Here is a 13,782-nt window from a genome sequence, read left to right as displayed (position 1 = left end):
CGCTTTGGCAAGAAGCGCGGGGCCCCCAGATTCGTGGGTGCTTTGTGTTTGGAGTAAGGCCCTTCAATTCGCCGCCGGCTCAGTGCAATGGCGCAAATTATCCGTCTTCGCCGGCAGGTTCCGTCGCGGGTCAATACAAGGCGGCCGGGCGCAAGGGCAGCAAAGATCTTCATCTGCTTGCCAAGCGGCTGATCGATATTGTCGTGTCCCTCGGCGCGCTGGTGCTTCTTCTTCCGGTATTTTTGCTGATCGCACTTGCGATCCGGCTGGAGAGCCCGGGGCCGGCACTCTTCACCCAATACCGATGGGGGCGCGATCTGAAGCCGTTTCGCGTCTACAAGTTCCGGTCCATGGCGACGCCCCCGGGCGATCCCGGCCTAAAGCAGGCCGTCCGCAACGATGCGCGCGTGACGCGGCTGGGTTCGATCCTGCGCCGGTCGAACCTCGACGAACTTCCGCAACTGCTGAACGTCCTGAAGGGCGACATGTCGCTGGTGGGGCCGCGATGCCACCCGATCGGCATGCGCGCGGCCGGCGTCCCCTACGAGACGCTCGTGCCCGACTATCATGCCCGCCACCAGGTGCGCCCGGGGCTGACCGGCCTGGCCCAGGTCCATGGCTACCGGGGGCCGACGACCGATGCGCGGGCGGCGATCGCGCGGATCCAGTACGATCTCCAGTACATCGGCACGTTCACGGTCTGGCTCGACCTTAAGATCATGGCGCTCACCCTGGTTCGGGAGATCAGGTCAGGGGGGACTGGCTTCTAGCGACTTCGCGATCGCGCGGACTTCGAATTGCAGAGTATAGATTAGATGCAAAGGAACGCGTAATGAAGAAACGCATATTGGTGACAGGTGGCGCCGGCTTTGTGGGGTCACACCTTTGCCGAAAGTTGATAGCGCAGGGCCATTTCGTCTATTGCCTTGACAATCTTTATTCCGGGTTCCGGGACAATATTGCCAGCCTCGAGGAAACCGGCAGTTTTGCCTTCATGCTGCATGACGTGGCAACGCCGGTGCAGCTGGCCGTCGATGCGATCTACAACCTCGCCTGCCCGGCCTCGCCCGTGCACTATCAGTCGAACCCGATCTACACCACCCGGACGAGCGTCCTCGGGGCCATCAACGTGCTCGAACTGGCGGCCCGGCTGAACGTGCCGGTGCTGCAGGCGTCGACCTCGGAAGTCTACGGCGATCCCGAGCACCACCCGCAGCGCGAAAGCTACTGGGGCAACGTCAATCCGCTCGGCATCCGCTCCTGCTACGACGAGGGCAAGCGTTGCGCGGAAAGTCTCTTCTTCGACTACCACCGCCAGCATGGGGCGAAGATCAGGGTGGCGCGCATCTTCAATACCTACGGCCCGCGCATGCATCCGGACGACGGGCGTGTCGTTTCGAACTTTGTCGTGCAGGCACTCACCGGCCGCGACCTGACGATCTATGGTGACGGGACGCAGACCCGGTCCTTCTGCTACGTCGATGATCTCGTCGACGGCCTGGTGGCGTTGATGGAAGCCGACGGGGCTGCCGTCGGTCCGATCAACCTCGGCAACCCGACCGAGATGACGGTTGGCGAAATTGCCGAAACGATCCTGCAGCTAACGGGCTCCAGGTCGCGCATCGTTCGCGTCGCCCTGCCGGCCGACGATCCGAAGAAGCGGCGGCCGGACATCACGCTCGCCAAGGAGCGCCTGGGCTGGGCGCCGAAAGTGAACGTCATCGACGGTCTTCGAAGGACCATCCAGTATTTCCGCGGCGAACTGGAAACGCGGCCGAACCTGAACAGGGTGTCGATGCCGCCGACGCTGGTGCCGGGGCTTGCCGCCGCCGGGCAGGGATTGCCCCCTGCACTGACGGCCGCGGAATGAGCCTTGGGAGCGATGTGACAATCGGGAGGGCGCCGCCCCGGCTGGCTCGCAAGCCGGATGCAATAGCGGGGTGCCTTCCGAAGTGGCAGGAGTGGTGCTGGTGGCGATGATCCGCCTGAAAGCCGTGGTGAACGCTCGTCTGACCCACAGCCTCATGGATCAGGCCGTCGTCAGCCTGCTGAACTTTCTCACCGTCATGCTGATCGGGAGACTCTGCGGCCCCGGCGAACTCGGCATCTACGTGATTTGCTTCACCGCCATTCTCATGGCGAGCGCGACCTGCGAGGCGGTGGTGATCGCATCCTACATGGTGCGCGCGCGCCCTGCGGAGCAGGACCACTATCTCGGCCGCGCGGCCGCCCAGCAGATGATGCTGGGGGGGCTCTTTTCCATCGCGGCGATCGCGGCCGCCTTCGCTGTCAATGCCCTCGATCCGGCGCAGGGGTTCGCGGCACCGCTGCTGATGCTGGCGGTCGCGCTTCCGCCGGTCCTGTTGCGCGAGCTTGCCCGGCGCTATTCGATGGCGGAACTGAGAGCCCGCAATGCGCTGCTGATCGATGGCACCGCCGCGGGCTTGCAGCTTGCGGGGCTGCTCGGGCTGGCGGTGGCCGGGCTGCTGAGCGTTACAACGGCGTTGGCGGTGGTGGCGGCCGCCAATCTTCTCGCCATCCTGCCATGGTGGGTGGCGGAGCGGCCGCGCCTCGAATGGTCAACGGCGGCCCTCTCCGCCGACATCCGCCGCAACCTGCCCCTGAGCCTCGCCAATATGGGCGCGCTCCTGACCTTCCTTGTCCAGCTTTACGCGGTCGCCTGGGCGATGGCCCTCGTGGGCACGCAGGCGGCGGTCGGCATATTCGGCGCCTGCCACTCGCTGGTGATGATGACGAACCCGCTGACGCAGGGCATTGCCAACAACCTGATGCCGGCCAGCGCGCGGTCCTGGCAGGCGAGCGGCTTCGCCGGCATCCGGCCGCTGACCGAGCGCTATGCTCTGGCGCTGATCGCCGCCGTGACCGTCATCGGCGCCCCGCTCATCCTGTACGGCGACTTTTTCCTGACGCTGCTGTTCGGCCAGGCCTTCGCCGGCCACGGCAGTCTCGTCGCCATCCTGACCCTGGCCGCAATCGTGCGCTCCGGGGCCATGGCCGCCTATATCGGCCTCTGGTCGGCGGGGCGGTCGACGAGCAATGCCGGCGTCAACCTGGTCGGCCTGCTGATGCTGCTCGCCTCGTTCGCGATCCTGTATCCGGCCTGGGGCCTTGCCGGCGCCGGGCTCGCCGTGCTTTTGGCCGACCTCGTCGCCGCAGCGATCCGGCTGGGCACCTTCTACCGGCTCGCGGGCCCTCGGCTGGGGGAGGCGGCATGATGGCGACCGTGGCGATCAGTCCCCCGACGGCACCGCGCGCCCCGGGCCGAACCGTGGGCATCGGCCTGGGCCTCGTGGCAACCTGGGTCATCACCACCTTCGCGACGTTTCGCGTCCGCGACGTCAACGATCTCCTCGGCGGGGAGGCCGTCGACGGACAGGTCGCCTTCCAGGTGGCCTCGTGGGGCGTGCTCGGCCTGCTCGCCGCCGCCTTGATGCTGTCGGGGCGAACCGACTACGCGCTGCTGCGGCGCGGGCCTGTCGCCTGGTATCTCGGTTTTTCGCTGCTGGCGCTGCTCTCGTCGCTTTTTTCGGTCAGCCCGGCGTTCACTCTCTACTATGCATACCAGAACGTTGTCGTCGTGCTGCTGGTCTGCAGCATGGGGCGCCGGCTCGATGCCGTCTACGCGCTGATCGTCTACTATGTCGCCATCAACTGGGCGCTGCTGGTGCTGGGCGAGCTGGGCCTCACGCTTGGCTTCGACTGGATCACCACGGCCGAGACGAGCTACCTGCGCTACGGCGGTTCACCCGGCGAGATGTGGCGCTTCAGCACGGCCTTCGGACACCCGAGCCTGCTGTCGATCGTGGCTGCGATCGGCGCCGTCGGCATTGCCGCGGGCCGCGCGCCCCTGCGCTTTCGGCGACTGGTCGTCCTGGGCCTGGCGGTCACCGTGCTTCTGACCCTGAGCCGCACCGCCATCGCCGGCATGGCCGCCGGATTCGTCGTGGTCGCCTACCGCCGGCAGATGATCGGACTGGCGACGGCCGCGGTCCTGCTCGGCCTTGCCGTCGTCGCCTGCATGCCGGGGCTGGGCGACGACCTCACCGCGCTGCTCATGCGCGGCCAGTCGGGCGAGGAGTTCACCTCGCTCACCGGGCGATCGGAGATCTATTCCGTGGCCATGCAACGCGCCGGCGAATCCTGGCTTGGCGACGGCTTTCGCTCGCTTCGCGGCAGGCCGCTGCTGGGCGAGCAGTGGGGGCAAGGCGTGACCCACGCCCACAACCTCGTGCTTCAGGCCCAGATCGACCTCGGGTTCGCCGGGGCCCTCGCGGTCATGGCGACGGTCGGATCGCTGTGTGCCTATGCCCTGCGCCTGGCCTGGCCGCGCCGGGGCCAAGGCCGGATTGCCCGGCCGGACCACGAGACGCTGGCCATCCTGTTTCCGGTGCTGGCCTTCTGCACGCTCGACTCCGGCTTCGCCGTCAACGTCAATGTATTTGTCATCGTGTTCGTCATGGTCTGCGCGCGTGCGCGCAAGAAAATGCTGACGGCGCGCGCCGCCGGTCTCCGGCGTCCCCCCTCATTCGTATCGCCCAAGGAAATAACGAAATGGCTTCGCTGACCGTACTGATGCCGGCGCACAATGCGGGCGCCTTCCTCCAGGAGGCCGTCGCTTCGGTGCTGTCCCAGGACTTTCCTGACTTCACGCTGCTGCTGCTCGACGACGGCTCGACCGACGGAAGCGTTGCGCCGATCGCCCGGCTGTCCGATCCCAGGATCGTCATATCGCGCTCCGAAAAGAACGTCGGGCTCGGTGCCACGCTGACCCGCGGGCTCGATCTGTGCGACACGGAATTCTTCGTGCGCATGGATGCGGACGACCTGATACCGCCGTCGAAGTTCTCGAGACAGTTGCGGTTCCTGCGGGACCATCCCGCGGTCGGAATGGTCGGCACGCAGTTCCACTACTTCGGAACCGCCGGCTCCAGGGTCATGTCGCCGCGTCTGCCGCTCGGCCATGAGGAAATCGTCGCCGGCCTGCACCGCCAGGCGCTGACGCTTATCCACGGCAGCCTGATGGGCAGGACCGCTGTTCTGCGCACCGCGGGAGGGTACCGCGTCCGCGGCATGGGCGAGGACTGGGACATGTTCCTGCGCGTGGCGGAGATCAGCCAGCTCGCCAATCTCGCCGACGATCACTACGCGTGGCGGCTGCACCCGGGCAACACCCAACTGTCGCACCTGATGGAGCAGCAACTGGGAATCCAGTTCGCCTGCGACTGCGCGTCCAGGCGCGCGCGCGGCGCGCCGGAGCGCAGCTACGGCGACTTTCTGCAAGCCCAAGACCGTCAGCCGCTGCTGTATCGCCTGCGCAAGCGGATCGACCTGTTCGCGCTCGCCCAGTATCGCACGGCGCTGGCCGCCATCTCGTGCGGCAGTCCCCTCGCCGGAAACGCGCGACTGGCGCTCGCTGCGGCCTGCTCGCCGTTGCGCACGCTGGGGCGGTTGCAGCGGATGGCCACGGCGCGCCTTCAGTCCGGCCGAACGGAGAGCAAGCCATGCGCATCGCAATGATTGGCCTCCGGGGCGTTCCGGCCAAATACAGCGGCGTCGAGACGGCGGTCGAAGAGATCGGCGTGCGGCTGGTGGAAGAGGGCCACGACGTGTCCGTGTACTGCATGGCCGGCAGCGGTACGGGCGAGGCGGCCTGCTACCGCGGGATGCGCCGGATCTTTGTGCCGACCATCCGCTCGAAGAACCTGGAGATGATCGTCTACTCGGTCCTTGCCACGGTGCACGCGCTGTTCGGCCGGTACGACATCATCCATTTCCACGCGCTCGGCCCCTCGACGATGGCGTTCCTCTGCTGGCTCACCCGCCGGCCTGCGGTGGTGACTTGCCACGGGCTCGACTACAAGCGCGAGAAATGGGGACTGCTGGCACGGTCCTACCTGCGGCTCGGGGAGTTCGTCAGCGCCCGCTATGCCAGGGCGGTGATCGCCGTCTCGCGCTCCTTGCAGCGGCACTTCGCCGACAGCCATGGCCGAGAGGCGGTCTACATTCCGAACGGCTCCTTCGAGCAGCGGCCCGTCGAGCTGCAAGCCGGCGCCACACGCTTCCCGATCGCGCCCAAGGGCTACGTCGTCTTCGTCGGGCGCCTCGTCGAATGCAAGCGGGTCGACCATCTCATCCGCGCGTTCCGGCAATGCCGCAGCGATCTGAAGCTGGTCGTCGTCGGCGACGGGCCCCCGGACATCGTCGGGCGCCTGAAGGAACTGGCGGGCAACGACGGCCGGGTGATCTTCACCGGCGCGCTGCACGGCGAGGAACTTGCCGCCGTCTTTTCCAACGCCGCGCTGTTCGTGCTGCCGTCGGTGCTGGAAGGGCTGCCCCTGTCGCTGATCGAAGCCCTCGCCTACGATCTGCCCGTCGTCGTCAGCGACATTGCGGAGAACCTGGAGGTGGTGGCCGACGGCGATCGCTACCGGGCGACCGTGGTGGCGCGCGACGACGTCGAGAGCCTCGATCTCGGGCTGCGATCGGCAATCGAAAAGCTGGGGAATGCGCGCTCGACCGGAAACGCGGAGTTCATCCGGGCCAAGTACAACTGGAACCAGATCGCCACAGCGACCCTGGAGACCTATGGGCAGGCGCTGGCGGGCTGCGGACGAAAGGTGACCGCATGACAGAGCGATCCGGCACCCAAGCAAGCCCTTCCGGGCAAGCCGCTCCCGGCCCAGGCCGACCGGGCTCCGGGCAGCGCGCGGTCCGCTTTGCGGCGATCCTGCTGCTGGTGCTCTTTACGGGGCTGTCTGCCTATGTGGCCTGGCGCGAGGCGGAGGTCTTCCTCACAAGCTCGCGCGACCCTGCCCGGAGCATTCCCGCCCTGCTGGACGGATCCACGGTGCCGGGCTTTTCCACCTATTCGAGCAACCTTGTGCTCGACGACTGCCTGCACAGCATGAGCTCGGTCTACGGGCGCGTGCTGCCGGCCGGAAAGCGGCAGGCGCTGCTTGCGCGCTGCGACGAACTGGCGATGGGCCTGGCCGCCGCCGCGCCAAGCTATGCCTACGCCTGGTTCGTTGCAGCCTATGCTGCAAGCGAAACGGGGCAGGTCGAGGCGTTCAACACGCGCTTTCGCCTGTCGCAGGCGACCAGTCCGAACGAGTTCTGGCTCAGCCTGCAACGGCTCCATCTGGCCGCGCGGCTGGGCGCGGACCTTGATGCAGGATCGGTCGCCGCCTACCGCCGCGACATCCATGTCGGTCTGCTGACCGATCGCGCCGTGCAGGCGCTCGTTTTGGCCATGGGGACGAATCCCGCCCTGAAGCAGGATGTTCTCAAGGTGGCTGCGGGCCTTCCGGAGAACATGCAGTGGCGTCTGACCGAGACGATGGAACGGCAGGGAACGACCGGGGGGGCGGCTCCATGACCTACGGTTCGATGTATCCCGGCCGGTCCCATGTCGGCAGCGAGGAGCTCGCGCCTTCGCGCCGTGGGGCAAATTCCAGGCGGAACGATCGCCTGGCCGTGCTGCTTCTGGCGGTGGTGGCGCTTGCGCCCGTGCCCTTCGCCAGCAACCGCCCCTTCCTCTGGGCCGCCTGGGCCTGCGTCATCGGCCTTGCCTGCCTGCTCTATCTCGCTGCGCTGTCAGCGGCCGGTCGCCGTCTGTCGGTGCCGCTGGCAGCGTTGCGGATACCAATCGCGCTGTGGGCGGTTTTCTGCCTGTTCGCGTTCTGGCAGGCGCTGCCTGCGCATCCGGTCTGGCCGGGGTTCGCGTTCCCATCGGCTGCCGGCGAATTGTACCAGAGCACCCACGCCAGCCTGGCGCCCGGCGCGACGTTGTTGGCGGCGATACGATCCGTGAGCTACGGGCTCTTCTTCTTTCTCGTCGTCCAGGTCTCGACGAACGAGCGGCGGAGAGCCTTCCTGCTGGGCGCGAGCCTTCTTGTCGCGGCCGGCCATGCGGCCTATGCCTTGCTGGCGCTCTTCCAGTTCGGAGACACGATCCTGTTCCTGCCGAAATGGGGCTACCCGGGATCGGCCACGGGTACCTTCGTCAACCGCAATTCCTTCGCCACCTTCCTGGCCTTCGGGGCGGTGGTGGCGGCGTCGCTTGTGTTCGCCCCGCCGCGAACGGCCGGCGCCGGTCGCCCCGCTCCGGAGACGTCGTTCGCCCGGGTTCTCGCCCTTGTCGTGTTGCTTCTGCTCGCGGCCACCCTCGTCGCCACGCAGTCCCGCATGGGGGTGCTGGCAGCCGTCTGCGGGCTGGTCGTGACGGCCGCCATCGCCGCGCGCGGCAGGCTCGGCGCGACCTCGAGAGGCGGCGCGCTGCTCGTGGCGGCGGCCGTGACCGCGATCGGCGTCCTGTATGGCGACGATCTGATCGCCCGGTTCGGCTCCCTGCGGGAAGCGGCCGAAGGCCGAAGCGCGCTCTACCAGCAGACCTTGGCGATGATCGAGGCGCGTCCTCTGCTCGGCTACGGCGGCGACAGCTTCGAGCTGGCCTACCCGCTGTTCCATCAGCCGCCGGTCCCGACGGATCTGCTGTGGGACAAGGCGCACTCAACCTACCTCGCTCTCTGGGCCGAGTACGGGATCGTCGCGGGGAGCCTGCCGATCCTGGCGCTGTGCGTCGTTGCGGGTTCCATCTGTCGCGCCGCGTGGCGGTCGGGAGGGTCCGTGGCAACCGCCATGGTCGCCGCCATCGGCGTCGTCGTCGTGGCGGCCGTCCATTCCACCGTCGATTTCAGCCTGGAGATCCAGGCTAACGCGTTTTTCTTCCTGCTCTTGCTGGGGATCGGCTACGGTGCCGCGCAGGGCCGTTCCGCCAAGGCGCGCGCCGGGAAAGGGCAGGAGGCATGACCGGGCTCGGCTCCGCCAGAGCAGGTTCGCCGGCGCTGTCGGCAAAGAGCAGGTTTCTGCGATGGCTCGGGCCGCTTCGCCGTGTGCTGGCGCCGGGCGCGCACGCAGAGGGCGCGCGGCGTCCACGGATCACGTTTGCCGACTGGCCCGGCACCATCTACGCGGTCGGCGACGTGCATGGGTCGCTGGGGCTGCTGAAGGCGATGGACGAGCTCATCCTCGCGGACTGCGAACGGACGCCCGGACGCAAGCTGGTGGTGATGCTCGGCGACTATGTCGACCGAGGCCCCAACTCCGCCCAGGTTCTGGACCGGCTGCTGGCGCCGATGCCCGGAGGGCTCGAGCGGATCTGCCTCGCCGGCAACCACGAGCAAGCCATGCTTGCCTTTCTGGCCGATCCGGCGGCCGGCCAGCATTGGCTCGACTGGGGCGGGAAAAGCACGCTGGCCTCCTACGGGATCGATCTCGACGACGTTCTTGCGGCCTCGCGCCGGCCGGGCGACCTGCGCAAGGCGCTGTCCGCCCATATTCCCGATGAGCACATCGCGTTCCTGCAACGGCTGCCGGTCATGGTTCATGTCCCTGGGGTCGTCCTCGTGCACGCAGGACTGCGCGAAGGGGTGCCGCTGGACCGCCAGGTCGATGACGATCTCCTGTGGCTGAAGGACGGGGGCGACTACCGGCGCAAGGGCGACGATCCGCTGCTGGTACACGGCCACACGCCGGCTTTGGAGCCGCTGATCTCCAGCGACCGCATCTGCATTGACACGCAAGGCTTTGCGTCCGGCGAACTGACGGCGCTTCGGCTCGATAGCAGCGACAGCTTCGAAGTCTTGTCGTGCCGAAGCGCTGCACGGCCGTGAGCACATCCTTAATCAGTGAGCCGCTATGTTCCCAAGATGCTTGATCGCCACCACCCCAATAGCCGATGGTAAGCGCCATGCTCGTCTTTGATGCGAACTCCCGCCGCCGCCTGCATGGCGCACATGACCCGGTTCACGAGTTCACGGACGGTACCGAACCCCCTTTCGACATCGCGCGGTTGCTCGGGCCGATCCGCCGGCGCCTGCGGCTGATCGCCTCGACGATCGCGATCGTCCTCATCCTGACGGCGCTGGCCTTGCTGGCCATCACCCCGCGCTATTCGGCCTCCGCCCTCATCCAGATCGATCCCGGCTCCAAGAACCTGCTCGACCCCAATGCAAGCCAGATCGGCTCCAGCGCCGACAATGCCCGGGTCGAAAGCGAAGTGGGCATCCTTCGCTCGCAGGCCATCCTGCTGGCGGTCATAAGGCAGAACCAGCTGGACTCGGACGCCGAATTCGCGCGAGAGGGGCTGGTCGGCTGGTTCCTGACGACGTTGCGCCTGCGCGCGCCACGGGCCCTGAGCAGCCAGGAACTGACGCAACTGACGCTCGAGCGCTTCGGCAAGCAGGTTGCCATCAGTCGCGTCGGCTCGACATACCTGATTTCCGTTACAGTCCAGTCGCGCGACCCCGCCAAGGCGGCGCGCCTCGCCAACTCGATCGCCGACACCTACATCCGCGCCCAGGTCGACGCCAAGATCGGCGCCACGCTGGCGGCGCGCGAGGTTCTCGGCAAGCGCATCGAGCAGGCAAGCGACTCCATCAAGACCTCGGAGGCCGAGTTCGAGACGTTCATCGCCACCAATCTCGACAGGATCGCGCAGCAGGACGGCTCGGCCGATCTGATCGAGCTGCGCGAGCGGCTCGCTGCCGCCCGCCAGTCGCACGAGAACGATCTCCTGGCCGTTCGCGGCCTGGAAAGCAGCGTGCAGGGCGGTGACTGGAGCGCGGTTGCGGAGGCACTGCAGTCCGAAGTGATCCGGCAACTCGGTGCGGAGCGCGCCCGGGTCAACGCCGAGATCGAGGCTGCCGCGGCCGGCGCAGCCACGGCCGGCCTGCGGGCGGAGCTGGCAAGGATCGATTCCGAACTGACGGCGCAGGCAACCGCCGGCACCGCCGCCCTGAGGCAGAGGCTCGGCCGGTCGGAGACGGACATTGCCGGCTTGCGCCGCAGCGTCCGGGAGGCGGTTCTCCAGAAGAACCTGCCGTCTGATGTCCTGACCCAGCTCTACCAGCTCCAGAAGGACGCCGAGATCGCCCGCTCGCAATACCAGACGCTGTTGTCGCGACTGCGGGAGATGGAGACGCAGAGCGATCTCCAGATCGCCGACGGACGCGTCGTCTCCCAGGCGCTGCCGCCGATGCGCGCCTCCTTTCCCAATGTTCTGCTGGTGCTGACGCTTGCGACGGCCGGCAGCATCGCGCTCGGCGTTTCGCTCGCCTACGTCTACGAGAACTACATTGGCGGTTTCCTGACGGAAGAACAGGTGGCCTCGGTTCTGGGGATCCCGCGCGTGTTCCCGGTGCCGCTGCAGTCAAGGCCGGGGCGGGAGGGCCATCAGTCCTCCATCGCCGACATCGTCGTCGATGCGCCGACATCGCGCTATTCGGAAGCGATACGGCGAATCTGGGTCGCGATCGAACAGGCACGCGCAAGAAAGAAGGCACCGGATCCGGCCGCGGGGCGCGCCGGGCTCGTCGTGATGGTCACGTCCGCCTCGCCCGCCGAAGGAAAGACGACGCTGGCCACGGCGCTGGCCCGCAGCTTTACCCAGGAAGGCCGCCGCACGTTGCTGGTGGACTGCGACCTGCGCAAGCCGTCGGTGCACAGGCAGACGCACGTCGACGTCGCCGTCGGCTTGCAGGACCTGCTGGCCATGCCGTCGCAGAGCAAGATCTCCGACAACATCATCCTGCGCGACACCAAGACCGACCTCAGGATCATCGGTGGGCGGCGGAACGGCGAAAGAATGCCGAACACCCTGATCGCGGGCGCCGAATTCAAGCGGGTGATCGACCTGGCGGTGAAGAGCTACGACATCGTCATCCTGGACTCACCGCCGATCGAGCCGATTGTCGACGGTCTCTACATCGCACAGTACGCCGATGTGCTCGTGTTTTCCGTCGTCTGGGCACGCACGGGGCAACGCGAGGCGGTCGCGGCGCTGGAAGCGATCGCCGCCGCGCGCGACAGGCCTCTCGATGTCATGTGCGTCCTGAACAAGCGCCAGGGCGGCCATTTCAACGCGGCTGGCTACGAAGGCTATTACGAGGGCTAGGCGCCGCGCCGCCCATTGCCGCTCTCCGCGGCCACCCGGCGCCCGGAACGGGATCAACAACAGCACGCCGCCCGGCGGTCTCCCGGCCGCCGCGGGTCAGCCACTCACCACCAGCTCGAGCACGAGCGGGCTCACGGCGTTGTGAAGTCTGCGGCGACGAAGGGAGGTAACACAAGCCCCGCCGGCATCGAAGGACGAAGAGCAAGCGCCATCGATGCCGTAAGGGAGAGTTCACGTGTGCAACGTCCATCAACCACTCGCTGCCGTGGGGCGGGACCCATGCCGCATCCGCACCGGCGCGGCCCGTAGGACGCCCGCTGTGTCACGGGGAGCCCGGGCGCGCCGGACGATCCGTGCAAAGTTCCCCGCCTGCGGCCATCGCGCGGCATGAGCACCGCGTCCTATTTCCAAAGGCAAGCTGCGCGCCCCGGCCGCTGGCTCGGCCGCTTCCAGCCCGGACGCGGCGAGAACCTGTCGCCGGGGCTGGCCCGGAAGATTCGCGAGCATGGCTGGTCGAGCGAGATCCTCATGCGGATCGTGCAGCTTGGGATCCTTGCGGCGTTCGGCGCGCTGTATGCATTTTCGCCAAAGACCAGCGCGGCGACGAACTCCCTCGTACCCGTCGCGTTGACCGTCTATTTCGCTCTCTCCGTCGTCGGGCTTGTATGGTCCGTGCGGCGGAGAATTCCGGACTGGGCAGCCTATATGTCGATCGTGTTCGACATCGGCCTGCTGATGGTGCTGATCTGGAGCTTCCATCAGCAGTACGGGCAACCGGCATCGTTCTACCTGAAGTCGCCGACCTTTCTCTATGTCTTCATCTTCATCGCGTTGCGCGCCTTGCGGTTCGAGCCGAAGTTCGTCATCGCGGCCGGCCTGCTGACGGTGGCGGCCTGGGCCTCGATGGTCGTCTATGTCGTCGTCTCCGATCCCGGCGGGACCGCCATTACCCGCGACTATGTCGCCTACCTGACGAGCAATGCGCTGCTGGTTGGCGCCGAAGTCGACAAGCTCATCACGGTCGGGGTGGTGACCGGCATTCTCTACCTCGTGCTCCGCCGCGCGCGGGCGCTGCTGTTCGAGGCGGTCAGCCAGCAGAGCGCGGCCGCGAATCTGTCGCGGTTCTTCGACGAGGCCATTGCAAGCCGCATCCGGGGCGCGGACGATCTGCTGTCGCAGGGCACGCGCCGGCAGGCGGCCGTGCTGCTTGTCGATCTGCGCGATTTTACCAAGCTCGCCGCCCGGATCGACCCGACGGAGGTCATCCAGATCCTCGCCGCCTACCAGCGCCGTGTGGTACCGCTGATCCGCCAGCACGGCGGCATCATCGACAAGTTCATGGGCGATGGCATCCTGGCGACGTTCGGCGCCATCGAGGGCCGGGAGGCCTACGCGGCCGATGCCCTGCGGGCCATCGATGCCATCGTCGCAGACGCCGCCCTGTGGCCGCAGAGTTCGGATCGCCTCAGCCGCCTGCCGCCCCGCTCGGTCGGCATGGCCGTTGCGGCTGGTCCCATCGTCTCCGGTGTCGTCGGCGCCAACGACCGCCTGGAATTCACGGCGATCGGCGCCCCGGTCAACCTTGCCGCGAAACTTGAGGACCTGAACAAGCCGCTGGCGACCCAGGCGCTGGTGGCGGCCGACGCCTACGCCCTCGCCCTGGAGCAGGGCTATCGGCCGGGACAGCCGGCCACTCTCTTGCGGCTGGAGCAGGATGCCGCGCCGGGGCTCCACGAGCTCGCGGTTCTTCACCCCTAGCTTGCCGGAAGGTCCTTCCCAGTCCCTCCAGCCGGCAGCGAGCGAACGCT

Annotated in this window: 11 protein-coding genes; all 11 read left to right on the top strand. The window is 67.3% G+C overall.

What is annotated here, in order from left to right; all coding sequences use genetic code 11:
• Positions 1–173 precede the first annotated feature (173 nt).
• Positions 174–770, top strand: a complete 597-nt coding sequence (locus ACXAGF_RS16705) for a sugar transferase (protein ID WP_475019330.1) — start codon at positions 174–176, stop codon at positions 768–770.
• Between the two features lie 62 nt (positions 771–832).
• Complete coding sequence (locus tag ACXAGF_RS16700; protein WP_475018501.1) at positions 833–1,870, top strand: UDP-glucuronic acid decarboxylase family protein; 1,038 nt, start codon at positions 833–835, stop codon at positions 1,868–1,870.
• 100 nt (positions 1,871–1,970) lie between these two features.
• Complete coding sequence (locus tag ACXAGF_RS16695) at positions 1,971–3,236, top strand: lipopolysaccharide biosynthesis protein (RefSeq protein WP_475018500.1); 1,266 nt, start codon at positions 1,971–1,973, stop codon at positions 3,234–3,236.
• Positions 3,233–4,585, top strand: a complete 1,353-nt coding sequence (locus tag ACXAGF_RS16690) for an O-antigen ligase family protein (RefSeq protein ID WP_475018499.1) — start codon at positions 3,233–3,235, stop codon at positions 4,583–4,585. Before ACXAGF_RS16695 ends, ACXAGF_RS16690 begins: the two co-directional genes overlap by 4 nt.
• Positions 4,573–5,538, top strand: a complete 966-nt coding sequence (locus ACXAGF_RS16685) for a glycosyltransferase family 2 protein (RefSeq protein ID WP_475018498.1) — start codon at positions 4,573–4,575, stop codon at positions 5,536–5,538. Before ACXAGF_RS16690 ends, ACXAGF_RS16685 begins: the two co-directional genes overlap by 13 nt.
• Entirely contained in the window at positions 5,523–6,650 is a 1,128-nt protein-coding gene (locus ACXAGF_RS16680) for a glycosyltransferase family 4 protein (protein WP_475018497.1), read from the top strand. The genes ACXAGF_RS16685 and ACXAGF_RS16680 overlap by 16 nt, the downstream gene beginning before the upstream one ends.
• Positions 6,647–7,396: a hypothetical protein gene (locus tag ACXAGF_RS16675; RefSeq protein ID WP_475018496.1), complete on the top strand. Its 750-nt coding sequence runs from the start codon at positions 6,647–6,649 to the stop codon at positions 7,394–7,396. Before ACXAGF_RS16680 ends, ACXAGF_RS16675 begins: the two co-directional genes overlap by 4 nt.
• The gene (locus tag ACXAGF_RS16670) at positions 7,393–8,829 is read left to right on the top strand and encodes an O-antigen ligase family protein (RefSeq protein WP_475018495.1); all 1,437 of its coding nucleotides are present in this window, start codon (positions 7,393–7,395) and stop codon (positions 8,827–8,829) included. The genes ACXAGF_RS16675 and ACXAGF_RS16670 overlap by 4 nt, the downstream gene beginning before the upstream one ends.
• The gene (locus ACXAGF_RS16665; protein ID WP_475018494.1) at positions 8,826–9,692 is read left to right on the top strand and encodes a metallophosphoesterase family protein; all 867 of its coding nucleotides are present in this window, start codon (positions 8,826–8,828) and stop codon (positions 9,690–9,692) included. The genes ACXAGF_RS16670 and ACXAGF_RS16665 overlap by 4 nt, the downstream gene beginning before the upstream one ends.
• A gap of 77 nt (positions 9,693–9,769) precedes the next feature.
• Positions 9,770–11,974, top strand: coding sequence for a GumC family protein (locus tag ACXAGF_RS16660; protein WP_475018493.1), 2,205 nt, complete (start codon positions 9,770–9,772; stop codon positions 11,972–11,974).
• Between the two features lie 387 nt (positions 11,975–12,361).
• Positions 12,362–13,732 (top strand): adenylate/guanylate cyclase domain-containing protein, encoded by a 1,371-nt coding sequence (locus ACXAGF_RS16655; protein ID WP_475018492.1) that lies wholly within the window; start codon positions 12,362–12,364, stop codon positions 13,730–13,732.
• Positions 13,733–13,782 lie beyond the last annotated feature (50 nt).

The sequence above is a fragment of the Mycoplana sp. ABR4_002 genome, assembly GCF_056159645.1.
This window is presented reverse-complemented; position numbering and strand designations above follow the sequence as displayed.